This window comes from Devosia pacifica, assembly GCF_014652635.1.
In the GTDB taxonomy this organism is placed as follows: domain Bacteria; phylum Pseudomonadota; class Alphaproteobacteria; order Rhizobiales; family Devosiaceae; genus Devosia; species Devosia pacifica.
In genome coordinates, this window is sequence record NZ_BMZE01000003.1 from 253,261 (window position 1) to 276,580 (window position 23,320).

Sequence of the window (23,320 nt, forward strand, 5' to 3'; positions counted from 1 at the left end):
CTTGTAATACTCAGGCGCGGGTTCGCGCCAAAATGAAGTCCTCGACCTGTTTCTGGTCGTTGGGCAGAACGCTAAGCCGTTCTTCCCGCTCGTGCAAATCCGCAAGTGCTGGCGGCAACGCCGGCGAGACGCCGCTGGCTTTCGATACGGCCTCCGGGAATTTCGCCGGATGCGCGGTGGACAGGGTGATCATCGGGGTGGGGCGCCGAAGATTGGCTCGCGCCACCTCAACGCCGACCGCCGTGTGCGGATCAAGCAGATAGCCCGATGCCTCATGCACGGAGCGGATGACCCGCGCTGTCGACTCTTCGCTAGAGGTGCCGGCCAAGAACTCCGAGCCGATTGTTTCGAGAGCTTCCGAGGGCAGTTCGAACCCGCCAGACTGCTTGAGCCCGTCCATCATTCTCACCACGGCTTGCGGATCGCGCCCGACAGCCTCGAAGAGCAGCCGTTCGAAGTTTGAGGACACCTCGATATCCATCGAGGGGCTTTGGGTCGCAGTGACGCCTGACTTCTCATAGCGCCCGGTTTCAAGCGTTCTGCGCAGAATGTCGTTGGCATTGGTGGCGATCACCAGACGCTCGATCGGCAGACCCATGCGCTTGGCACAATAGCCGGCGAATATGTCGCCGAAATTGCCGGTCGGCACGGTGAAGCTGACCGGACGATGCGGCGCACCGAGCGACACGGCTGCGGTGAAATAGTAGACGATCTGGGCGACGATCCGCCCCCAGTTGATCGAGTTCACGCCGGACAGATGCACACGATCCCGAAAGCCGGAGTTGGCGAACATGGCTTTCACGATTGCCTGGCAGTCGTCGAACGTCCCCTCTATTGCGATGTTGTGGACGTTCGCATCGAGCACAGTGCTCATCTGCAAGCGTTGCACGCGCGAGGTGCGGCCATGCGGGTGAAGTATGAAAATGTCTGTGGTGTCGCGGCCCTTGAAAGCCTCGATCGCGGCAGACCCCGTATCGCCCGAGGTGGCGCCGACGATCGTCGCGCGGCTGCCGCGCTCGGCGAGGATATGGTCCATGATGCGGCTGAGGAACTGCATCGCCACGTCCTTGAACGCCAGCGTCGGGCCGTGAAAAAGCTCGACGAGGAAGTGGCCCGGCTCAAGCTCGACAAGCGGCGCAACCGAAGGATGGCGAAAGCCGGCATAGGCGCCATCGATGATTTCACGCAGCGATCCGGCGGGGACGTCATCGCCAACAAAGCGGCTGATGATATCGAAGGCGATCTCCGCGTAGGGTTTGCCGGAGAAAGCCGCGATCTCTTCTAGTGTCAGTTGTGGCCAGGTCTTTGGAACGTAAAGACCGCCATCAGAGGCGAGCCCAGCAAGAACGGCGTCGGAAAAGCCGAGCTTCGGGGCCTGGCCGCGGGTGGATACAAACTGCATTACGTGGAGTGCCTTCGAGAAACCGCCCTGCAACCTATGCGATCCTTTGCCCCAACCGCAAGAAAACTTGCTGTTCAGGCGTTGGAAGTTTTCCGCTGACGCCATAGCCACGCGCCGAGCAGAAACGGGGTGATCAGCGCGAAGCCGAACCAGGTCATGGCATAGCCGAGGTGGTTGTTGGGAAACTCTATCACCGTTTCGCCACCCTGCGGCAGCGTGCCTTCGGGCCCCGCTGCGAGATCGAGTGTCATCGGTGCTATGGGCGAAAGATCGTCTTCGGCGAGGGCGGCGAGTTGACCCGGATCGCGCACCCAGGCCAAACGCCGCTCCGGATCGGGCTCCGGGGTGAACAGGCTTGCCGCTTCAGGGGCCCGCAGGACCCCCTCGATCGTCACTTCGCCGGCGGGAAGGCTTTCGGCGGTCATATAGTCATCGATCAGCGCATCCGGAACGAAGCCACGATTGACAAAGACAGTGCCGCCTTGCTGTAGCGCGAACGGTGTGACCACCCAATACCCGGGCCCGCTCGCCGCGCCGCGAGCGGTTGTGGACGCAAGGCTTGTGAAGATGCGCACCGACTGGCCAGGCAGGTATTGCCCCGTTATCTCGACGGGCTGAAAAATCAGGTCGGCGGGGTCAAGGCTGGCCCAATCTTGAGCGGGCGGAAAGGCGACAGGCTCAGACGTATATCGCTCCTCGACTGCAGCGATGAGGGCCTGCTTTTCGCCAAGACGCTCGACTTGCCAGAACCCGAGCGCGATGAACACTGCCATCAGCAGCAGCATGATGGCGACGAACAGCCAGTTGCTCCACTTCACCGGTCGTCTCCGCGGGTATGTCCTTCATGGGCATCGTGCCGATACTGCATGCCGACCATCACGCCCTTGAATGGCGGCAGAAGCGCGAGGCAGAGCACCAGCGTCGTCGGGATCCAAAGCGCAAGATGGACCAGCGGCGACGGGTTGAAGATTGCACCGACCGCCAGCGCCAGGACTACGACGATAGGACTGACGAGAAAAATGACGAACACCGCCGGGCCATCGCCACTATCGGCAAATGCCATGTCGAGCCCGCAGGCGGTGCAACGATCGACAAGCTTGAGATAGCCGCGAAACAGCTTGCCCTTGCCGCATCGTGGACAGCGGCACCGGATTCCAGTCACTACGGGATTGAGCGGGGCTTGTGATGTCGACATTCACGGCACTCCTGAAACGAAGAAGGCGCGGCATGCGCCGCGCCCTCGAATTCTACAATGCCAGTGGTGGCTAGTGGGCGATATCGACGCCCCAGGCGCCCCACACATAGACGGAGGCGAACAGGAACAGCCACACCACGTCGACGAAGTGCCAGTACCAGGCAGCAAACTCGAAACCGAGATGACGCTGCGGGGTGAAGTCACCCGCTTCGGCGCGGATCAGGCAGACCGCCAGGAAGATGGTGCCGATCAGAACGTGCGCGCCGTGAAAGCCCGTCGCCATGAAGAAGGTCGCGCCATACATGTTGCCGGAGAAGGAGAAACCGGCCTCGGTGTATTCGATGAACTGAACGACCGAGAACAGAGCGCCCAGCAGGATTGTCAGCACCAGACCCCAGCGCAGTCCCTTGCGGTCACCTTCCAGAAGGGCATGGTGCGCCCAGGTAACGGTAGTGCCGGAAGTCAGCAGAATGATGGTGTTGAACAGTGGCAGATGGAACGGGTCGAACAGCTGCACGCCTTGTGGCGGCCAGACGCCGCCGGTTGCGGCAACACGCGCCACCTGCTCCACGTCATCGAGACGGAAGAAGCCGTCGAAATAGGCCCAGAACCAGGCAACGAAGAACATCACTTCCGAGGCGATGAACAGGATCATGCCGTAGCGGTGGTGCATCTGCACGACCGGCGTGTGATCGACGCCGTTATTGGCTTCCTTGCGGACATCGCTCCACCAGGCGAACATGACGTAGAGCACGCCAATCAGGCCGATGAAGAACACCCAAGGGGTCCAGTTGTGCATCCAGGCGACGCCGCCAATGGCAAGGATGAAGACCGCAACCGAAGCCACGAAGGGCCACGGGCTGGGGTCAACGAGATGATAGTCGTGGTTCTTGGCGTGGGCGGCCATCGGTCAGCTTCCCTCTTGGTCCGAAGCGAAAAAGGAATATGAAAGCGTGATCTCGTGTACTGTGTCGAGATCATGGTTCTGGTCAAGCTCGGGATCGACGAAAAACGTCACCGGCATCTCTACCGTTTCGCCCGGCTGCAACGTCTGCTCGGTAAAGCAGAAGCACTCCATTTTGTTGAAGTAATAGCCGGCATTCTCGGGCGTGACGTTGAAAAGCGCCATGCCGGTGATCGGCCTGTTCGTGAGATTGGTCGCGGTGTAGCTGACTGTCTCGCTGGCACCGATGCGGTCGGTCACTGCCCTCGCCGGCTTCACCGACCATGCCAGCCCCCGATCGACGTTCGAGTCGAACCGAACGGTCATCTCGCGATCGATGATCCCTTTGGGTCCGGAAGACACCTGGGTGGTCCCGCCATAACCGGTGACCTGACAGAAGAGGCTATAAAGCGGCACCGAGGCGAAGGCCAAACCGGTCATGCCGAGGACGATGAACAACAGAGTCATCGCCACCTTTTCATTGCGGTGGATAGAAGCGGCAGCCATCACAGCGCCCTGTCAAACAGGCCTGGACCCATCTTGGCGATGGTCAGGACATAAAAGATGACCGCGAAGCCGAGCAGAGCAAGGGCCAATGCAATCGAGCGTGCGCGGCGGTTTTTGCGGAAGACCTGCCCCTCGGTTTCGGGCTGTTGGTGTTGGCCGTCTTCGGTTTGCCGGTCAGTCATAGCATCCCTCCCAGCATTTGCGTTGCAACACGATCAACCAGAAGCGCCATGAAGACCACAAACAGGTAACTCAGCGAGTAGCGGAACAAAGCACGGGCCCGGCGACGCATTTCGGCACCATCGGAGGCCTGGCGCAGGCGCAACGCGTACCAGACAAATGCGAGGCCTGTTCCACCCGCGACAATACCGTAGATCGGTCCGGCAAAGCCTGTCGCCAGCGGTGCCATGGCAATAACGGCCAGGATCACAGAATAGGCCATGATCTGATTTCTGGTTGAAGACTCGCCGACGACGTTGGGCATCATCGGAACCCCGGCGGCGCCGTAGTCACCCTGCTTGTAGAGCGCCAGCGCCCAGAAATGCGGCGGTGTCCACAAGAAGATGATTGCGAACATGATCACGCTTTCGAGGCTCACCGTGCCGGTGACGGCAGCCCAACCGACCATGGGCGGAAACGCGCCGGCGGCGCCGCCGATGACGATGTTCTGAGGCGTCGAGCGCTTCAGCCACATCGTGTAGATCACGACGTAAAAGAAGATGGTGAACGCAAGAAGAGCGGCGGCGGCCCAGTTAGTTGCGAGGCCCATGAGCGCCACTGAGGCAACAGCGAGGAACAAGCCGAAAGCCAGAGCCTCCTCGCGACTCACCCGACCACGCGGGATAGGCCGGTTTGCTGTTCGGCTCATGATGGCGTCGATATCGGCATCGAACCACATGTTAAGGGCACCGGAAGCGCCCGCGGCGACTGCAACGCAGAATACGGCAATGACAGCCAGAACCGGGTTCAGATTGCCAGGGGCCAGCACGAGACCGACAAATGCCGTGAAGACCACCAGCGACATGACGCGCGGCTTCAACAGGGCGAGGTAGTCCTCGACCCGAGCCTGTCTTCCTGTCAGCGCTGAACTGTCTTCGATATACGTCAAGGCGATATCCCTGCGCCGGGGGCACTGTGTTCGAGCGGATCGCGGGCATGCCCGCGATCCAGATGGTCTGCCCTTTAGTGGGCGTTGGTCGAGTCGATCTTCGGCAAGGTCGAGAACGAGTGGTACGGCGGTGGCGACGACAGCGTCCACTCAAGCGTCGTTGCACCATCGCCCCACGGATTGTCAGGAGCTTTACGCTTCTTGCGAACCGAATCGATCATGACCCAGAAGAAGATCAGCAGCGAGATGAACGTGATGTAATACCCGATCGAAGAGACCCGGTTCCACATGCCGTACGCATCCGGGTAGTCGATATAGCGACGCGGCATACCGGCAAGCCCGAGGAAGTGCTGCGGGAAGAAGATCAGGTTCACGCCAACGAACATCACCCAGAAATGCGCGTTGGCCAGCTTCTCGTTGTACAGAAGGCCGAACATTTTCGGGTACCAGTAGTACCAGCCGGCAAACATCGTGAAGACAGCGCCGAGCGAGAGCACGTAGTGGAAGTGCGCCACGACATAATAGGTGTCGTGAAGAGCACGGTCGGCACCGGCATTTGCCAGAACCACGCCGGTGACACCACCAACGGTGAACAGGAAGATGAAGCCGATCGCCCACAACATCGGGGTACGGAAGCTGATCGAGCCGCCCCACATCGTCGCGATCCACGAGAAGATCTTCACGCCGGTCGGGACCGCAATCACCATCGTGGCGGCAACGAAGTAACGCTGCACGTCGAGGCTGAGGCCGGTAGTGTACATGTGGTGCGCCCACACGACGAAGCCGACAAAGCCGATGGCAACCATCGCATAGACCATTGCGAGGTAACCGAAGATCGGCTTGCGCGAGAAGGTCGACACGATGTGGCTGACGATGCCGAAGCCCGGCAAGATCATGATGTACACTTCCGGGTGACCGAAGAACCAGAACAGGTGCTGGAACAGGATCGGATCACCACCGCCCGCCGGAGCGAAGAACGTGGTGCCGAAGTTGCGGTCAGTCAGGAGCATGGTGATACCGCCAGCCAAGACCGGCAGCGCCAGCAGAAGCAGGAACGCAGTCACCAGCGTCGCCCACGCGAACAGCGGCATCTTGTGAAGCGTCATGCCGGGCGCACGCATGTTGAAGATCGTGGTGATGAGGTTGATCGCGCCGAGAATGGACGAGATACCCGCAACGTGCAGCGACAAGATCACGAAATCCATCGCCGGACCCGGCTGACCGGAGGTCGAGAATGGCGGATAGATGGTCCAGCCGCCACCTGAGCCATACATGCCGGCCGGGCCTTCGAAGAACAGCGACATCAGGGTGAGCAGGAATGCCGGCGGCAGAAGCCAGAACGCGATATTGTTGATACGCGGGAAGGCTGTGTCGGGGGCCCCGATCATCAACGGTGCAAAGTAGTTACCGAACCCACCGACGGTTGCCGGCATCACGGTGAAGAACACCATGATCAGCGCGTGCGCAGTGGTGAAGACGTTGTACATGTGCTTGCCGGCATCGAGTGCGGCATCGCCCTCAAGCCCATAGCTCATGGCCGCCAGACCGTGGAAGATCTGGATGCCCGGCTCCTGCAGTTCCATGCGCATGAAGCCGGAGAGCACACCGCCGATCACACCGGCGATGATCGAGAACACCAGGTACATGATCCCGATGTCCTTGTGATTGGTCGAGTAGAGCCAGCGCCTCCAGCCCGTTGGGCCATGATCATGCTCTGCGGCGCTGTCATGCCCGGTTGCATGGGCCTCTAGATGAGCTGCGTCTGCATTTGCCATTACTGTGGTCCCCTACTCTGTCTTACCGGGCCGCCACGAGAGTGGCCTGGGCGTCATCATAGCTGCCGTTTTCGAATGCAGCTATGAACGCATCATATTCCTCGCGCTCAACGACGCGGATAGCGATCGGCATGAAGGCGTGATCCTTACCGCACAGCTCCGAGCACTGACCATAGAACATGCCGGTTTCCTCAGCATTGAACCAGGTCTCGTTGAGGCGTCCCGGAACGGCATCGATCTTGATACCGAAGGAGGGCAGCGCAAAGGCGTGGATCACGCCGGTCGGCGCTGCGGTCACCTGAAGACGGACGGTCGTTCCAACGGGCACGACAAGCTCGTTGTCGACCGCGAGCAGCCGTGGCTGCACGACTTCTTCCGCCAGACGCGCTTCCTCATTGAGCATGTAGGAATCAAAGAACAGGCCCTGATCGACATATTCATACGTCCAGAACCATTGCTCACCGGTCGCCTTCACCGTCACTTCCGGCGCCGGCACCTCGACCTCGCCGAACGAGAAGATGTTGGAGCCAAGATATTTGCGCTCGCCATCCGGCACGGTGATCTGATCGGCCAAAACGCCGAAAGACGGCACGGCGATAACGATGAGGATAATGATCGGCACAACCGTCCAGACCACCTCGACAACGGTGTTGTGCGTGAAACGCGACGGCACGGGATTGGCTTTTGCGTTGAAACGCACAACCACAATGACCAGCAGTGCCAACACAAGCAGCACTATCGCAGTGATCGTCCACATCAGAACGCCATCATGGAAGGCGACAATCGAATCCATGATCGGCGTCACGGACCTTTGAAGTCCGAGCTGCCCATCATGGGCATAGCCGCCTTCTTGAATGAGCGTTGCGCCGGCATCCTGAGCCATTGCAGCACCCGGGAAAGCTGCCATGAGGCCGATCGCCGTCAGCGCCAAACGCTTGAGTGTCAGTGCGGTCACCTCATAACCCCCTGTATTCGGTTGGTGGATCGCAGTCAGGGAGAGGCAACTGTGCGGCATAGCTTACGCCGCCCCGACTCAACCCCGGAGCGTCATCTGTCTCGTGACTGCTTAACCACATCGGCACGCGCAAGTCCATCGCAAGCACGATCAACACCTGTGCGGCAAATCGCGCGTTCGGCTTCTGCGATCGACACAGAGGACGCAGCGTTGACAGCGTGTGTGGGCATGGTCGAAACAGGAAACGTGCCCTGTTGAGGTCGATTCGAGTAAGTGGAGCGCATCGTGACTATAGGATTGAAGCGGCTTCTTGCAGGCCTCACCTTCGGGCTGTTCGGCGCCATCGCATTGACCAGCGGCGCCAATGCGCAAAGCGTCGTACGTGGCGAATACGGCGACTGGCAGATGAGTTGCGACACCCCACCCGGCGCGAGTTCCGAGCAGTGCGCGATCATCCAGAACGTGACGGCCGAAGACCAGCCAAATGTCGGCCTGTCGGTCATCGTTCTCAAGACAGCGGATCGCGAAGCGCAACTCCTGCGGGTGCTGGCACCTTTGGGAGTGCTTCTGCCGAACGGGCTGGGCCTCAACGTCGATGGCGAGGATATGGGGCGTGTGGCATTCGTCCGTTGCCTGCCGAATGGCTGCATCGCCGAGGTTTTGCTCGACGAGGAGCTGATCAGCACCCTGTCCGAGGGGAACGATGCAATTTTCGTGGTCTTTAGGACGCCCGAAGAGGGCATCGGCATTCCCGTCTCGCTTTCCGGGTTTGCAGACGGCTTCGCTGCGCTCCCCTGATTGCCTGACAGACGGGCCTTCTGGCCAGAAAAAAGCCGGACACGCGCCTAAAACGCGGTCCGGCCAGTTGGTCAGGAAACAAGGCCGGCAAAGCCGACCTGGGTGATGATCCGTGCCGCTCCGCCTCAAGCGCGAGAGCACGAACCAACAAGTGGGCGCAGCAGGCTGCGCGAACTGTTCGTCCTCGGAAACGGCGTTGGACTACCCCGTCAGGCCGCGGGCGCGGCGCGCACGGGCCATAGCGAAGTCGAGCCCGATCCGCGCTTTCGGATTGCGCATCGCCTCAAGCACGAGGCTCCTGTTGATACCGAGATCATCGAGGCGCTCTTCCTCGAGCTCCAGCAGCGCCACCAGCGCACGGCGGCGACGGCGCGCGTCGATCCAGGCTTTGACAAGGCGGGCCGGAAAAGAGCGAACGTGAGGTTGTGCTGCGGCCGCTTTGGACCGCTCGCCCGAAAGCAAGAGGGTCATCGTACTGTCCATTTCTGCTCTGCCGGCAAGCCGCCGGCGGCGCCACCACAGGAGGATGCGGCGACATTGGGAAACTAGGGAGTGGACATCCATTCGTCCAACAAATAGATTTTATCTTGTCGATCAAAAACCGTGATGAGCTTCAATCATGTCTTCTCCTCTCGATCTCGACCAGTTGAAGAGTTTCTGCGCCATTGCCGATTGCGGCAGTTTCACCGAAGCAGCACGGCGCGTTCACAAGACACAATCGGCTGTCTCGATGCAGATTAAGCGCCTCGAGGACCGTCTCGGCTACCCGCTTTTGACGCGCGACGGCAGAAGCGTCGCGACGACCCAGCATGGCGAGGCGCTCTATGCGCGGGCGCGCCAGATGCTTCGGATTAATGCGGAGATTCTCGATTACTTCGCCGATGAGGATCTATCGGGTTCCGTCCGGTTCGGCGTGCCGGACGACTACGCGGTGCGGCTGCTGCCGGTGATCCTTTCGAGCTTCAAGCGCACCCATCCGCGCATTGCTGTCGATGTGGCAACGACATCATCGGAAGAACTGCTCGCCGGAATGCGCAGCGGCCAATACGATCTGATCGTTTTTACGCAAGGCACCAGCAACAGTTATGGGGAGCTGTTCCGGACCGAAAAGATGCACTGGGTCGCGTCACAGGGTGGCGATGCTCTGAGTGCGCCGGTGCTGCCGGTTGCCTGCGGTACCAGCTGCTGCATCTGGCGTCTGGATGCGCTCGAGGCACTGAACCGGACTGGCCGGGATTATCGTGTCGCCTACACATCATCAAACGCCACGGCGATCACCAGTGCCGTTCTGTCAGACCTGGCTGTCGGGTTTCTGCCAGAAAGCGCGCTGCAGCCCGGCATGAGGCTTGTCGATGAGGGCTACGGGTTGCCACGCCTCGCCGACGCGCAGATTGCGCTCATGCGCGGCAGCCATGCCTATGGCAGCATTTATGATGCGCTTGCCACGCACATCATCAATAGCATGGGTAATCTTGATCGCTCCCGGCACATGGAAGCAGCTGAGTGATGGACGAATCCGTATCAAGGCCTAGTATCCATAACCGACGATGATGGCCGGCTGCGACGGAGCATGAATACCGATGGATAACGATCAGCCCAATGTGACAGCTGACGGCCAGATCATGATCGAAACGAAGGGCCTCTCCCGGATCTACAAGACCCGCGGGAAGACGGTAGAGGCTGTTCGCGGCGTCGATTTTTCCGTGTCATCGGGCGAAATCGTCGGCTTTTTGGGGCCGAATGGTGCCGGCAAGACGACGACGCTCAAGATGCTGACGACCTTGCTGACGCCGACGGGCGGCAGCGCCCGGGTGGCCGGGTTTGATCTGCGTAAGGATCCGGTCGGGGTGCGCCGGGCTATTGGCTATGTCAGCCAGGCGGGCTCTACGGCATCCGAGGCGCGGGCTGGGGAAGAACTTGTGAGCCATGCTCGCTTCTACGGCATCGACAAGCACACGGCGACGCAACGTGCCCGCGATCTGCTGGCAGCGCTCGATCTTGCCGACATCTGGGAGCGCAAGTGCGGATTGCTCTCCGGCGGACAGAGGCGGCGTCTCGATATCGTGATGGGGTTGATCCACCAGCCTAAGCTGGTGTTTCTGGATGAGCCATCGACCGGGCTCGACCCGCAGAGCCGCGCCAATCTGTGGACGCATATCCGCAAGCTTCGCGACGAAATCGGCACCACCGTCTTTATTACCACCCACTACATGGACGAGGCAGATGCGCTCTCGGACAGGCTGCTGGTGATCGACAAGGGCGAGATCGTTGCCGAGGGCACGCCATCCGAATTGAAGCGGCGTGTCTCGGGTGATGCAATCACGCTGACTTTCCGCGACGATGCCGATGCGCGCCAGGCCGGCGATGCAGCAGCAAAGATGCCGGGCGCCGAAACGCCTGTTGTCGAAGGGCATTTGGTGCGTGTTCACGTACCGGATGGCGCCTCGGCCTTGCCGGCCCTGCTTGCGGAGCTGGCGCGTGCCGATATCACGGCGACCGGCGTCGAAGTGAAAAAGCCAACGCTCGATGACGTCTTTCTCAGCCTTACCGGTCGCTCGTTGCGGGACTGACCGACTGCAGGACAATGCTCATGCCGACAATCCTATCCGATACCTGGACCGTCTTTTCGCGCGCCATGCTGCTGTCCGTACGCCAGCCGCTGTGGGTGGCCATCGGTATCTTGCAGCCAATCCTTTATCTGACGCTGTTCGGCCCGCTGCTTGAACGCGTGGCGAGCGTACCCGGGTTTCCGCCCGGCGATGCCTGGGTTGTCTTCGTGCCCGGGCTTCTGGTGCAGCTTGGCATTTTCGGGGGACTGTTCGTCGGTTTCGGCATCATCGCGGAATGGCGCGCCGGTGTAATCGATCGAATGATGGTGACGCCTGCCAGCCGTGTCGCCCTGATTTCCGGCCGGGTTCTGCGCGATGTGGTGGTGCTCGTGGTCCAGGCGATCATCCTGACAGGTTGCGCGTATTTTTTCGGGCTGCGCGTGCCGATCTGGGCGGTGCTGATCGGCCTCGTGCTGATCGCAATGCTTGGCGCCGCCTTCTCCTACATTTCCTATGCCGTCGGCCTGATGACGAAAAGCGAGGACGCGTTTGCACCGCTGGTCAACACCGTAGCCCTGCCCGTGCTGTTGCTGTCCGGCATCCTGTTGCCGATGAGCCTCGCGCCCGCCTGGCTGCAGGTGCTCTCGGCGATCAACCCTTTCAAGCACATCGTCGACGCGCTACGCGCGATCTTCCGCGGCGAGGTGCTCTCGCCGGTGGTTGCTCTTGGGCTGGTGCTCGCAATTGCGCTGATCGCGCTCGGTGCGTGGTTCGGCAACCGGGTCTTTGCCGCGCAGACCAAGTAATGCGCGGCACTCGCTCTTTGGTGACGGCTAGACCTTGGCTTCCTTGAAGATCTGCGTCAGGTCGCCTTTCCAGGCGTCCCGATTGCGCTTCAACCAGTATTGCGCACGGGTCTCGTCACGCTGCACGATTTCTTCAAGCGGCGCAATGTGGATGGTTTCGTCATTGCCGTTCTCATCGAGAATGGCGCGGCGAGCGAGGCCGGCACTGGCGATACCGACGACTTCGCGGGCTGCGTCCTGCACTTCACCGAAACGCAGCACGTCGTCTGGCCAGACCGTCTTCAAAGCGGTCTTTGGGACTTCGCGACGCAGGATCTGGCGGGTTTCCGGCTCCCATTCCATCACAAGCTCGTAAGCCGTCTGCAATGCAACATCGTCGTAAAGCAGCCCGACCCATAGCGCAGAAAGCGCCGTCGCCATCTTGGGTTCGCCCATGTCGGCGCCGCGCATTTCGAGGAACTGTTTGAGCCGGACTTCCGGGAACAGTGTCGAGAGGTGATCCTCCCAATCGCGCTGCGTCGGTTTTTCACCGGGTAGCTGCGGCAGCCTCCCATCAAGGAACGCGCGGAAGTCTTCGCCTGCCACGTTGACGTATTGGCCGTCGCGGACGACGAAATACATCGGCACCTGAAGAGCATAGTCGGCGTAGCGCTCGAAGCCGAACCCGTCCTCGAAGACGAAGGGCAGCATGCCGGTCCGGTCTGGATCGGTGTGTTCCCAGATATGCGATCGGAAACTCTGATAGCCACTGTCTCGCCCATCGACGAACGGGGAGTTGGCGAACAAGGCGGTCACGATCGGCTGCAGTGCGAGGCTGACGCGCAGCTTCTTGACCATGTCAGCTTCAGAGCTGAAATCGAGATTGGACTGCACCGTGGCGGAGCGGAACATCATCGACCGCCCGAGCGTGTCGACCTTATCCATATAGGGCGCCATGATCGCATAGCGCGATTTCGGCACAGCCGGGATTTCATCGACCGACCACAATGGTGTCACGCCAAGGCCCAGAAAGTTGATATCGAGCGGCTCCGCTACCGATTTGGTAATGCGCACATGTTCGGCGATTTCCGCGGCGGTGCCGTGAACCGTTGCCTGAGGGGCGCCCGAGAGCTCGAACTGGCCGCCCGGTTCCAGAGTGATGCCGCCAGCGACCTGGTTGTTGCGCATACCGATGGGATTGTCGCCGTCATAGAACATGTCCCAGCCGCGCGCCTTCTGAACGCCTTCAAGAAGCGCGCGGATGCCCTGCTCGCCATCGTAACGAACCGGACGCAGCGGATCCGTGTGAAACACGTGCAATTCATGCTCGGTGCCGACCCGCCAGTCTTCGCGCGGTTTGGCACCTTTCGCCATGGCCTCGATCAGGTCGGTGCGCGATTCGATCGGCGGGGAGTATTGGTCGTCACCGGCCATCAGGCCCTCATGGCTTGGAAGTAATAAAGTGGCGGCGACCATATATATTGAGGCCGCGAAATCAAATCCCTTTTATCGCCAATCACCGATGGTGGCTTGGAGTACGGCCAGAGCAGCTACAGCCGCGGTGTCGGCACGCAGGATTCTCGGCCCGAGACTAATGGTTACAACAAATGATTGCGCCCTGAGAAGTTCGCGTTCGGCGTCGGAAAATCCGCCTTCCGGTCCGATGAGCAAACCGACGGGGTCACTGTTGAGTTCCGACAGTGCACCGACCGGCGATGCCGAGGCACGTGCTTCATCGGCAAGGACGAGCCGTCGGCTGCCGTGGCGCTCGGGCCACTGCTCGATCAAACTCTTGAGCGCGATTTCCGGCTCGAGCCGGGGTACGCTCAGCACCTCGCACTGCTCGGCCGCTTCGATGATGTTCTTTTCGAGCTTTTCCTGCTTGAGCCGAGAGACCTGGGTAAACTCGGTCAGAACCGGCTGCATGGTGCCGACGCCCATCTCCGTGGCCTTTTGCACGACATAGTCCATGCGCTCATTCTTGAGCGGCGCGAAGCCGTACCAGAGATCGGACGCAGGGCTCTGCTCGGCTATGCGCTCGACCAGTTCGAGTTCGACCGCCTTCTTGGAATCCCGTGTGAGACGCCCAAGGAATGCCCCATCGCGCCCGTTGAAGACCACAGTCTCGTCGCCAACGCGCTTTCGCAACACGGCCGCGAGGTAAAGGGATTGATCCTTGCCGAGAGAGAGGACGGCTCCACTCGACATAGGGGCGTTGACGAACAGGCGCTGGAGATGGGCGAGGGTACGAGGCATTGACTTGCACTGGCTGACGGCTAGCTTGCCGGCCTTAACACGGATCCCCTAGCCAACGAAGGCTCTCATGCCCAAACTTCCAAAGCCCGGTTCACTCGTGGACGCACCACGGGGCAACTGGGTCGACAGCTTCGCGCCTGACTGGCTCCTGCCTTATGCGCGATTGGCGCGATGGGACCGGCCGATCGGTTTTTGGCTGTTGTTCTGGCCCTGCGCCTTCTCCCTCGGCATGGCAGCTGTCGCCGATCCGGGAGCAGGATTTGACTGGGTCGCGCTCATCCTGATGTTCATTGGCGCGATTCTGATGCGTGGTGCCGGCTGCACCTTCAATGACATTGTCGACCGAGACATCGATGCGAAGGTCGCGCGGACTCGCCTGCGTCCTATTCCATCCGGACAGGTTACGCGCACAAACGCCGTGGCGTTCATGGTTCTCCAGGCGCTCCTCGGATTCATCATCCTGTTGCAGTTTAACTTTTTCACCATCGGGCTCGGCATTGCGTCGCTCGGACTGATTGCCATTTACCCGTTCATGAAGCGGATAACCTGGTGGCCGCAGCTCTTTCTCGGGCTGGTGTTCAGCTGGGGCGCGCTTGTTGGCTGGAGCAGCCAGATGGGCAGTCTCGGATTGCCGCCGATCCTGCTCTATTTCGGCACGATCTGCTGGGTGATCGCCTACGATACGATCTATGCGCTGCAGGATCGCGAGGACGATGCGCTGATCGGAGTGAAATCCACAGCACGCCTGTGGGGCGACAGCGCCAAGGCTTGGGTCGGTGCCTTTTACGCCTTTGCCGCGTCGCTGTGGCTGGTGGCGGGGCTTCTGGCTGGCGGCAGCGTGGTCTTCATTGTTGGGCTGCTGGTGGTGGCGGGGCTGTTCACCTGGCAGGTGGTTTCCGTCGATCCGGCAAACCCGGGTAATGCCCTCGCACGGTTCTGGTCGAATTATTGGGTGGGGCTGATCTTCACGCTCACCTTCATTGCCGAGTGGCTGATTTAGACAGAGCCAAGCCCCAATGCGCAAGAGGGCCGGTCGCACCACCGACCGGCCCTTTTGGCTGCTTTGGAGGAGCAAGAAACTGTTGTATCAGCGCGTGCCGTTCTGGCCGGGCTTGCGCCGGTTGAGGAAGCGGGCGCGGCGGCCGGATTCGCTCGCCAGCCTGCGCCGTTCCGTGTTGTTGCCGAGCATGACGCCATCGACCTGCTGGGAATAGGGCAGATAGCTGCCGTCGCCCGCCTTGATCAGCAGTGGCAAGCGCAGCTTGCGGCCCCAATTCTGCCACTCGGCGACGACGCTCTGATTGCCGACTTCCTCAAAGACCCGGTAATTGAGCTCATCATCGTCGTGCACCAGCTCAATCATCGAGCGAAGGACACCGTCCTCCGAAATCGCGGTTGCAACCGCGACGCCGACAAACTCATCGACCGGCACTTTGATCTTGATGGCAACGCCGCTCTTTTCGAGCTTGCGGCGCACTGTAACGGTCTTGACAGGCTCACGCGGGCCATTGTCGTTGGCTGCCACGAAGCGCTTTCCCGCGACATCGGGCCTGCCGAACGCCAACACGACACCCGCGCCCTCGATCTCCACGCCACGAACCATTTGCGAATACCTTCCTGTGAACTTTCGAGAGCTTTTTTTGCGCTCTGCTTATGGACCCAACCTAGCGCCTCGCGATGCTGGGCGGCTTAAGAAAGTCGGTTAAGTTTGCGTTGTTTTTCAGCAGGGTTAGCGGGTTCTGACCGGGTGTAAGAGGCAGTTAACACAGGAAAATCGTTGACTGTTAACCAGTACGGGCGGCCACGCCGGAACGGCGTTGCTGCGATGAGCCAGCATGGGCAGCGAGCGCACGAGATACCGCCAGTGAACATGCTTGCTAGGACCTGCGCGCAAGCCTACAAGCCCCAAGCATGAATTCGCCCTGGCCCTCCCTCAAAGACGATCTCGAGTTACTGCGATCAAGCGCAGTGGCTGGCGGGATTCTGGCCAGCGGCTATTTCCGCCAGGACATCAAGCGCTGGCACAAGGCCAACGACTCCCCGGTAAGCGAAGCTGATATCGTCGTTGATCAGTATCTGCGGGCGAGCCTTATGGCCGCGCGTCCCGACTATGGCTGGCTGAGCGAGGAGACAGCGGATGATCCGGACAGGCTTTCACGCCGTCGGGTGTTCATTGTCGATCCGATCGACGGCACGCGCGGGTTTCTCGCCGGCCAGGACAGTTGGACGGTTTCGCTGGCGCTGATCGAAGACGGTAGGCCGATCGCTGGCGTACTTTATGCCCCCGCGAGAGATGAACTTTACGAAGCCAGCATTGGCGGCGGAGCGCGCATGAACGGCGAGCCGCTGACGCGCAATCGGCGAAGTGGCGCATTGCCGCTCATCCCGGCGCCCGGCGCGGTGCACCAGGAGTTGCAGGCGGCTGGGCTCGACTACAAGAGGGGCCCCGCCTATCCTTCGCTGGCCTACAGACTCGTGCAGGTCGCGACCGGCAAGCTCGATGCCGCGGTGTCGCGGCGCGGTTCACAGGACTGGGACATTGCAGCCGCAACGGTCATTCTGAGCGAGGCCGGGATCGGCATTGAGGATGTGTGCTGCGGGTTTCCTGTTTTCAACAAGGCAGAGTTGCGCCATGGCGCGCTTGCGGCGCTGAGCGACATGAGCCTAAAACCCCTCATTCACAGCGCACTGGTCAAGGTTTACGGGTGTCCTGAACCGCAAGACAGTGCCGAAATCTGATACCCTTACGGAGCAGAAGCGATGGCAAGCACCGAGGAAACGCAAAAGCAGTTGCTGCATCTGGTGATCGGCGGAGAGCTCTCCGATCTCAAGGGCGTGACATTCGCCGACCTCAAGCAGGTCGATATCGTCGGCGTCTATCCCAACTATGCCGCGGCCTACGATGTTTGGAAGCAGAAGGCACAGCAGACCGTGGACAACGCGCAGACGCGCTACTTCATCGTGCATCTGCACCGGCTGCTGGATCCGGAAGAGCGCGGCGCCTGACGCGCCACTAGGCCTCGACGGCGGGCGGGATCTGGCCGGCGGTCTCGCACAAGACTGCCACGATCTCTTGCAGGGCCCCCGGCCCGCCAATGCGCTCACGACCGATCGCGGCGCGCCGCTGGCGATCGGCATCGTCGTTCAGGAGGGTCCGCAATGCCTTTCCGACGCTCGACGCATCGGGCGTGGTGACAAGCCGCGCATCCCCGAACAGCCCCTGCTCATCGCGAAATCTCGAACGGCGATCTCGCGGGTTCATGAACGTGATTGCCGGCCGACCTGACCCCAGCGCCTGAACGGTGGCCGTGCCGGCTTGCGACATCACGAGGTCCGAGGCGGAAATCAGTTGCCCGAGTGCGGCGCCGCGAGCCATGTGGATCGTCAGATCGCGATCCTGCAGCGCGCCGAGATCTCCCGGCTCGGCAGTCGGCCAGATGGACTGGCTAAGCCCAGTGGCTTCGGCAAGCGCTGCAACATCGACACCACCAGCAACTGCCAGAAAGACATCCGGACGCTCTTCATCAGGAACCGTTCGCAGCGCTTCGACCTGAACCGCGAAACTCTCGACCGTCAGCGCCCGGCTGCCCGGCAGCAGCGTCAATCCCAGGCGCTTGCGGCGCCGGCCCGCGGCATCATAGGCAAGCGTTGGAATGGTATCCATCATCACATTGCCGGCAGCGCGAGCGTCGATGCCCAGGCGCCGCAACGGAGAGGCGAGACTTTCGGCCCGACAGAAGACCGTGCGGCAGGTGCGTTTTATGGCTCGCCTTTCCAGTGGGGAATAAAGCCGCGCAGCACCCGTCTTGTAGACATCGATGTAGAGCAGGTCGCGGTGACCAGTCGAGAGCGCCGCGAGGATTCCGACCATATCGCCGACGACCACGACTGTTTGGTAGTGGTCGCGTACGGCACGCAGGAAGCTCAAAGCGGGCGGCACCGTCGCCAGGGCTCCACCCATAATGTCACGGCGCCAGGACCCCTTGACGTTTCTCCAGCCCTCCGAAGCCACCTGAGCCCGCGGCCCCACGATCGGGCAGATATCGGCATAGGCACCACCGGTGCCGACCATCGGATAGGCATCGATCTCAAGACCCGGCGGGAGCGCGCGGACTATCGCGGCTGCGATCCAATCCTCTCCGTGCCCATTGGAGACAAAGAGGACGCGGCGGGATCGCAAGGCGGCAGACACCGGAAACTAGCTCCCGAGACCGTAGCGCTCAAATGCCTCATTGGCGGCCTTCACGTCGACATAGGCCTCCTGCCGGTCGACATTCCAGTACGCCAGTTCATCAAGTGGAATCGGCCGACCGGTGACGGCGCAGCGTACGAATGTTCCCGGCTTCACGACAGCATAGTCACCATCGAGATAACGGAGCTGGGCCTCGGAGGGCGCGAAACTCTTGTCGAAAATGTTCATCGGCATCCCCTTGGATCACGCGTTTTACGCTTGATATAGAGGCGACAGCGACGCGTCAAAAGAGGCTTTCCTGGGGATCGTCATCGTCCGAGCTCGCTTTAGGCCGCCGGCGCTGGGTCGGCGGAGCTCCCGAGATCGTTGCGCCGACCGTGCCATCGGCAAAGTCGAGATTGACCCCCTGCCCCGGTGCCAAAGATGCAGCGGCGGAGATCACTTCGCCATCGGCATCCCGGACCACTGCAAATCCGCGCGCCACCACGCTTCGATAGCTGAGCGAGTTCAGCAGTTGCTCCATGGAGGCGAGGCGACGGTGCTGCTCGTCTACGATGCGCTCTGCCGCCGGTTGCAGGCGCTGGGCGAGCGGGGTCAACCGGTTCACCGCCTGGCGCAGATCGGCCCTGAGCACCTGAGGAGCCAGGCGCGCCGTGGCGCCAGCCAGAACGTTCGCCTTGCGTTCAAGGAGGCGGCGGTTGGCCGGGATCAGTTCACGCGACACCGGCGAAAAAGTCAGGCGTGATTGTTCGACCCGCGTCCGCAAGGCGGCTTCCGCCCGTTGCGACAGGGCCTCAAGGCGCTGCGCGCGATCTTCGTTGCGTTGACGCAGCAACCGCGGATCGAGGCGCGGTGCGATGCGGGAAAAGCGCACATGCCGCTCCTGCACCGAATGGCGCAGGCAGCTGAACAGATTGCTTGCGGCATGATCGAGGCGCTGGCGATGTGTCGCAACAAGATCGTAGGGGCGCGGCAGACCGGCTCGGGCCGCACGCAGCCTGTCAGCGAGACCGGTCGCTGTGCGGCGGGCAGCGTGACGCTGGCGCTGCGCGAGATCCTCGACATAACCGATAAGCTCGCCCCGAACAGGCACCGCAGCCTCAGCGGCAGCAGTGGGTGTTGGCGCCCGCATGTCTGCAGCGTAGTCGACGAGAGTGGTGTCGGTTTCGTGTCCCACGGCTGAAATTACCGGGATCGCACTGTTCGCGACGGCGCGGACCAGTGCTTCGTCATTGAAGCCCCAAAGATCTTCGATCGAGCCGCCGCCGCGCGCGACAATCAGCAATTCCGGACGTGGAATAGCGCTTCCCGCTTCAAGCGCATTGAAGCCTTCGAGAGCGTTGACGACTTCAAGGGCGCTGGTTTCGCCCTGTACCCTGACGGGCCAGACAAGCACGTGGCTCGGGAAGCGATCATCGAGCCGATGGAGGATATCGCGAATCACGGCGCCTGTCGGCGAAGTGATGACGCCGATAATACGCGGCAGGTATGGCAGCGCCCGCTTGCGCTCCCGTGCAAAAAGTCCTTCGGCGGCGAGCCGCTTGCGGCGTTCCTCAAGCAGAGCCATCAAGGCCCCGGCACCTGCTGGCTCGATATTGTCGATCACCAACTGATATTTCGAGGCACGGGCAAAAGTCGTCAGCCGCCCGGTGGCGATGACCTCGAGACCTTCCTGCGGCTTGAAGCTCAGACGCGAGAACGTGCCTTTCCAGACCACCGCGTCGATCGAGGCACTTTCATCCTTGAGCGTAAAATAGGCATGACCCGAGGCATGCTGGCCGCGAAAACCAGAAATCTCGCCACGCACCCGCACATAGCCGAACTGATCTTCGACGGTACGCTTGAGCGCCTGGGAAATCTCCGTAACGGAGAACTCCGCGACATTGCTGAGAAGGTCGGACATATGCGTCTGGTGCGCCATCGCGCAAGCAAGGTCAAGACACGCCGTGTTGCGTGGTTGGGCAAGACTTGCAATGCTGGGGCCAACGCCCTGTCGTTAAACACGAACACGACGTGCCCTTGTCAGCGGTTCCGCGTCATGAGACAGGCACTTCCGAAGACTTTCCGGCACTTTCACTGGCGGAGGCCCGCATGCGCGTATTGGTTATCGGATCCGGCGGACGCGAACACGCCCTTGCATGGGCAGTGTCGAAATCGCCGATCCTGACCCATCTGTTCATCGCGCCGGGCAATGCGGGCACCGAAGCGCTCGGTGACAACGTGGTGCTCGATCTCAAGAACCACGGCGCGATCATCGATTTTTGCCGGCTGATGGCGGTGGATTTCGTCATTGTCGGGCCGGACGCGCAGGTTGTCGCCGGGCTCGGCGACGATCTGCGTGCCGCTGGTATCAACGCATTCTGTCCCTCGGCGGCCGCCGCGCAACTGGAAGGCTCGAAGAACTTTACCAAGCAGCTTTGCGCGGAGATGAACATCCCGACGGCTGCCTACGCGCATTTCACCGACGAGCAGTCAGCGCTTGAGTATGTCCGCGAGCAAGGTGCGCCGATTGTTGTCAAGGCAGACGGGCTGGCAGCTGGCAAGGGCGTCACGGTCGCTGCTACAGTTGCAGAGGCCGAGACCGCAATCCATGAGTGCTTTGCGGGCGCATTCGGCGCCTCGGGCGCAGAAGTCGTCATCGAGGAGTTTCTCGAAGGAGAAGAAGCCAGTCTCTTTGTCCTTTGTGACGGCGAGAACACCTTGATGCTGGCCTCGGCGCAGGATCACAAGCGTGCCTTTGATGGCGACACCGGCCCGAATACCGGAGGCATGGGCGCCTATTCACCGGCTCCGATCCTTACCGATGCGCTGACGCGAGAGGTGATGGAGACGATTATCCAGCCGACCGTCGAAGGGTTGCAGCGTCGAGGAACGCCGTATCAAGGCGTGCTCTATGCAGGACTTATGCTGACTGCGGACGGTCCCAAGCTGATCGAATACAATGCACGGTTCGGCGATCCCGAATGCCAGGTGCTGATGATGCGTCTGCAGTCCGATATTCTGGAGCTGCTGATCGCCTCAGCCATGGGAACACTTATCGGCAAGTTCGCCGAGTGGCGAGATGACGTTGCGCTGACCGTGATCATGGCAACAAAAGGCTATCCCGGCAGCTACGAAACTGGTTCCGAAATCCACGGAGCCGAAGAACTCGACACGAGCAGTACGCGTGTCTTTCATGCAGGAACCCGTCGAGCTGACAGTCGTTTACTGGCCAATGGTGGACGTGTTCTCAACGTAACTGCGCTGGGCGCCACCGTGGCCGAGGCGCAGCGCCATGCTTACCAATGCATTGAGCAGATTAATTGGCCCGAGGGCTTTTGCCGAAAAGACATCGGCTGGCGCGCCATCGAGCGCGGCGAGTAGGGTCATCAAGGTGTCAGAGCGGCCGGCCAGAAACAATGTCCAGGCAGCAACTGGCGCCGGACGACGCAGAGTGGCAGGCGATCTGGTTTCAGCAGCGGATAGCCGCCACGAAACCGAGAAGGAGCGTGGTGGGCTGCCACGCATCGGCGTCGCCCTTGGTGGGGGATCAGCGCGTGGGCTCACCCATATCCCCTACATCGAAGCCATGGACGAACTCGGCCTAAGGCCCGATGTGATTGCCGGCACGTCGATCGGCGCGCTGATCGGCGCGGGGTGGGCCAGCGGCATGAGCGGCGCCGAATTGCGCGATCATGCCAATGAGACCCTATCAACCCTTCGCACGATCACCGGACGGCTTTGGGCACACCATATTCGCGGGATTGGTTCGCTGTTCGAGCAGGGCCTTTCAATGCAGCTCGATGCCAATCGTATCGTCGAGGCGTTCACCCCTGAGAGCTTCCCCGACAGTTTCGACGCGCTCGATATTCCGCTCTACGTGGTGGCGACGGATTTCCAGTCCTGGCATCAGGTGGTCTTCAACTCGGGGCCACTTCGCCCGGCCATAGCCGGCTCGATCGCAATTCCAAGCCTCTGCCATCCAGTCAAGTTTGCCAACCACATCCTGGTGGACGGCGGTGTCGTCAATCCGTTGCCGCTCGATCAGGCGGACATCGACACGGACTTTCTTATCGGCATTGACGTGAATGGCGACCCTTCACATGGACTTCACAAGGAAGACCATCGTCCTCTCGATGTGTGGTTCGGTTCGGCGCAGATCATGATGCACTCGCTCACGGCGCACATGATGGCCGCCTATCCTCCCGATATCTATATCCGCCCGCATGTCGCCGCGTTCGGCGCCCTCGAGTTCTGGCGCGTGAAGGAAATTCTCGAGCACGCAGACCGCGAGAAAGACATGTTCAAGCGCATGATCGACGAAAAGCTGGAAAGCTGGCTGCAGAACAAGCAGCAGGTCGTCGGAACGTAAGGGCGACGTTTCAGCGCAGGCGGGCGAAAAACTTTCGCAAGAGTTGAGCTGCAGAGTCGCCGGCTATGCCCCCCAAGACTTCCGGCCGGTGATGACAACTCCGCTGATCGAAAAGCCGCACCCCGTTATCGACCGCGCCCGCCTTGGGGTCCTCCGCACCATAATACACGCGCCTCAGTCGCGTATGGGCGATAGCGCCCGCGCACATCGCGCACGGCTCAAGCGTGACATAGAGATCGCAGCCATCAAGCCGTCCCGTTCCGCGCGTGGCGAGGGCGGAGCGCATGGCAAGCAGTTCGGCATGTGCCGTGGGGTCGGCAAGCGCCTTCATGCGGTTGCGCTCAGCCGCGAGTAGTCTGCCATTCTCGACGATCACCGCCCCCACGGGCGCTTCGCCCGCTTCTGCGGCCTCCTGTGCAAGAGCGAGCGCAAGCTGCATCGGCGGTTGATCTTGCTGGGTCATGATGCTCTTGCTTTAGCGTGCCGATCTCGATGCGCGATCTG

General features: G+C 61.1%; 26 protein-coding genes. 9 read left to right on the top strand and 17 right to left on the bottom strand.

Annotated elements, in window-relative coordinates; all coding sequences use genetic code 11:
- Positions 1-10: 10 nt before the first annotated feature.
- The 9 genes from thrC to coxB form a co-directional block, all read right to left on the bottom strand.
- Positions 11-1,402: a threonine synthase gene (gene thrC, locus IE127_RS14070; protein ID WP_189426352.1), complete on the bottom strand. Its 1,392-nt coding sequence runs from the start codon at positions 1,400-1,402 to the stop codon at positions 11-13.
- Between the two features lie 74 nt (positions 1,403-1,476).
- Complete coding sequence (locus IE127_RS14075; protein ID WP_189426353.1) at positions 1,477-2,220, bottom strand: SURF1 family protein; 744 nt, start codon at positions 2,218-2,220, stop codon at positions 1,477-1,479.
- Entirely contained in the window at positions 2,217-2,597 is a 381-nt protein-coding gene (locus IE127_RS14080) for a DUF983 domain-containing protein (protein WP_189426354.1), read from the bottom strand. The genes IE127_RS14075 and IE127_RS14080 overlap by 4 nt, the downstream gene beginning before the upstream one ends.
- A gap of 70 nt (positions 2,598-2,667) precedes the next feature.
- A complete protein-coding gene (locus IE127_RS14085) occupies positions 2,668-3,504 on the bottom strand; it encodes a cytochrome c oxidase subunit 3 (RefSeq protein ID WP_189426355.1) in 837 nt (278 codons plus the stop codon).
- Positions 3,505-3,507: 3 nt separating this feature from the next.
- Positions 3,508-4,047 carry a cytochrome c oxidase assembly protein gene (locus tag IE127_RS14090; RefSeq protein ID WP_189426356.1) on the bottom strand — a complete coding sequence of 180 codons (540 nt, stop codon included), beginning with the start codon at positions 4,045-4,047 and terminating at the stop codon, positions 3,508-3,510.
- Positions 4,047-4,229: a cytochrome c oxidase system small membrane protein gene (locus tag IE127_RS14095; RefSeq protein WP_189426357.1), complete on the bottom strand. Its 183-nt coding sequence runs from the start codon at positions 4,227-4,229 to the stop codon at positions 4,047-4,049. The genes IE127_RS14090 and IE127_RS14095 overlap by 1 nt, the downstream gene beginning before the upstream one ends.
- A complete protein-coding gene (locus tag IE127_RS14100) occupies positions 4,226-5,161 on the bottom strand; it encodes a heme o synthase (RefSeq protein WP_189426781.1) in 936 nt (311 codons plus the stop codon). Before IE127_RS14100 ends, IE127_RS14095 begins: the two co-directional genes overlap by 4 nt.
- Positions 5,162-5,229: 68 nt before the next feature.
- Positions 5,230-6,930 carry a cytochrome c oxidase subunit I gene (gene ctaD, locus IE127_RS14105; protein ID WP_189426358.1) on the bottom strand — a complete coding sequence of 567 codons (1,701 nt, stop codon included), beginning with the start codon at positions 6,928-6,930 and terminating at the stop codon, positions 5,230-5,232.
- A gap of 22 nt (positions 6,931-6,952) precedes the next feature.
- Positions 6,953-7,813 (bottom strand): cytochrome c oxidase subunit II, encoded by an 861-nt coding sequence (gene coxB / locus IE127_RS14110; protein WP_244640252.1) that lies wholly within the window; start codon positions 7,811-7,813, stop codon positions 6,953-6,955.
- 357 nt (positions 7,814-8,170) lie between these two features.
- On the opposite strand from coxB, the gene IE127_RS14115 reads away from it, so the two are divergent.
- Positions 8,171-8,683 (top strand): invasion associated locus B family protein, encoded by a 513-nt coding sequence (locus tag IE127_RS14115; protein ID WP_373297324.1) that lies wholly within the window; start codon positions 8,171-8,173, stop codon positions 8,681-8,683.
- Between the two features lie 201 nt (positions 8,684-8,884).
- Here the strand turns inward: IE127_RS14115 and IE127_RS14120 are convergent, their stop codons facing one another.
- Complete coding sequence (locus IE127_RS14120) at positions 8,885-9,154, bottom strand: hypothetical protein (RefSeq protein WP_189426359.1); 270 nt, start codon at positions 9,152-9,154, stop codon at positions 8,885-8,887.
- A gap of 148 nt (positions 9,155-9,302) precedes the next feature.
- Here IE127_RS14120 and IE127_RS14125 point away from each other — a divergent pair, with 148 nt between their 5' ends.
- The 3 genes from IE127_RS14125 to IE127_RS14135 all read left to right on the top strand — a co-directional run bounded on the left by IE127_RS14125 (position 9,303) and on the right by IE127_RS14135 (position 12,038).
- A complete protein-coding gene (locus tag IE127_RS14125) occupies positions 9,303-10,190 on the top strand; it encodes a LysR family transcriptional regulator (protein ID WP_189426360.1) in 888 nt (295 codons plus the stop codon).
- 73 nt (positions 10,191-10,263) lie between these two features.
- Complete coding sequence (locus tag IE127_RS14130) at positions 10,264-11,253, top strand: ATP-binding cassette domain-containing protein (protein WP_210310512.1); 990 nt, start codon at positions 10,264-10,266, stop codon at positions 11,251-11,253.
- 20 nt (positions 11,254-11,273) lie between these two features.
- The gene (locus IE127_RS14135; RefSeq protein ID WP_189426361.1) at positions 11,274-12,038 is read left to right on the top strand and encodes an ABC transporter permease; all 765 of its coding nucleotides are present in this window, start codon (positions 11,274-11,276) and stop codon (positions 12,036-12,038) included.
- Between the two features lie 27 nt (positions 12,039-12,065).
- Here IE127_RS14135 and IE127_RS14140 read toward each other — a convergent pair whose 3' ends face one another.
- Both IE127_RS14140 and IE127_RS14145 read right to left on the bottom strand, forming a co-directional pair.
- Complete coding sequence (locus IE127_RS14140) at positions 12,066-13,451, bottom strand: glutamate--cysteine ligase (protein WP_189426362.1); 1,386 nt, start codon at positions 13,449-13,451, stop codon at positions 12,066-12,068.
- A gap of 72 nt (positions 13,452-13,523) precedes the next feature.
- Positions 13,524-14,273, bottom strand: a complete 750-nt coding sequence (locus IE127_RS14145; RefSeq protein WP_189426363.1) for a 16S rRNA (uracil(1498)-N(3))-methyltransferase — start codon at positions 14,271-14,273, stop codon at positions 13,524-13,526.
- A gap of 67 nt (positions 14,274-14,340) precedes the next feature.
- Between IE127_RS14145 and ubiA the strand changes: the two genes are divergently transcribed.
- Entirely contained in the window at positions 14,341-15,273 is a 933-nt protein-coding gene (ubiA, locus tag IE127_RS14150) for a 4-hydroxybenzoate octaprenyltransferase (RefSeq protein ID WP_189426364.1), read from the top strand.
- 87 nt (positions 15,274-15,360) lie between these two features.
- On the opposite strand, the gene IE127_RS14155 is transcribed toward ubiA, so the two are convergent.
- Complete coding sequence (locus IE127_RS14155; protein WP_189426365.1) at positions 15,361-15,876, bottom strand: DUF6101 family protein; 516 nt, start codon at positions 15,874-15,876, stop codon at positions 15,361-15,363.
- 308 nt (positions 15,877-16,184) lie between these two features.
- Between IE127_RS14155 and IE127_RS14160 the strand changes: the two genes are divergently transcribed.
- Both IE127_RS14160 and IE127_RS14165 read left to right on the top strand, forming a co-directional pair.
- Complete coding sequence (locus IE127_RS14160) at positions 16,185-17,012, top strand: 3'(2'),5'-bisphosphate nucleotidase CysQ (protein ID WP_189426366.1); 828 nt, start codon at positions 16,185-16,187, stop codon at positions 17,010-17,012.
- A 21-nt stretch (positions 17,013-17,033) separates the two neighbouring features.
- Complete coding sequence (locus IE127_RS14165) at positions 17,034-17,279, top strand: DUF4170 domain-containing protein (protein ID WP_189426367.1); 246 nt, start codon at positions 17,034-17,036, stop codon at positions 17,277-17,279.
- 7 nt (positions 17,280-17,286) lie between these two features.
- Here the strand turns inward: IE127_RS14165 and IE127_RS14170 are convergent, their stop codons facing one another.
- The 3 genes from IE127_RS14170 to xseA are packed head-to-tail and all read right to left on the bottom strand — an operon-like array spanning position 17,287 to position 20,368.
- Entirely contained in the window at positions 17,287-18,465 is a 1,179-nt protein-coding gene (locus IE127_RS14170; RefSeq protein ID WP_189426368.1) for a glycosyltransferase family protein, read from the bottom strand.
- 6 nt (positions 18,466-18,471) lie between these two features.
- The gene (locus IE127_RS14175) at positions 18,472-18,693 is read right to left on the bottom strand and encodes a DUF2093 domain-containing protein (protein ID WP_189426369.1); all 222 of its coding nucleotides are present in this window, start codon (positions 18,691-18,693) and stop codon (positions 18,472-18,474) included.
- Between the two features lie 55 nt (positions 18,694-18,748).
- A complete protein-coding gene (xseA, locus tag IE127_RS14180; protein ID WP_189426370.1) occupies positions 18,749-20,368 on the bottom strand; it encodes an exodeoxyribonuclease VII large subunit in 1,620 nt (539 codons plus the stop codon).
- Between the two features lie 188 nt (positions 20,369-20,556).
- Here xseA and purD point away from each other — a divergent pair, with 188 nt between their 5' ends.
- Both purD and IE127_RS14190 read left to right on the top strand, forming a co-directional pair.
- Complete coding sequence (gene purD / locus IE127_RS14185) at positions 20,557-21,828, top strand: phosphoribosylamine--glycine ligase (protein ID WP_189426371.1); 1,272 nt, start codon at positions 20,557-20,559, stop codon at positions 21,826-21,828.
- A 70-nt stretch (positions 21,829-21,898) separates the two neighbouring features.
- The gene (locus IE127_RS14190) at positions 21,899-22,816 is read left to right on the top strand and encodes a patatin-like phospholipase family protein (RefSeq protein WP_189426372.1); all 918 of its coding nucleotides are present in this window, start codon (positions 21,899-21,901) and stop codon (positions 22,814-22,816) included.
- Positions 22,817-22,826: 10 nt separating this feature from the next.
- Here the strand turns inward: IE127_RS14190 and IE127_RS14195 are convergent, their stop codons facing one another.
- The gene (locus tag IE127_RS14195) at positions 22,827-23,279 is read right to left on the bottom strand and encodes a nucleoside deaminase (protein WP_189426373.1); all 453 of its coding nucleotides are present in this window, start codon (positions 23,277-23,279) and stop codon (positions 22,827-22,829) included.
- Positions 23,280-23,320 lie beyond the last annotated feature (41 nt).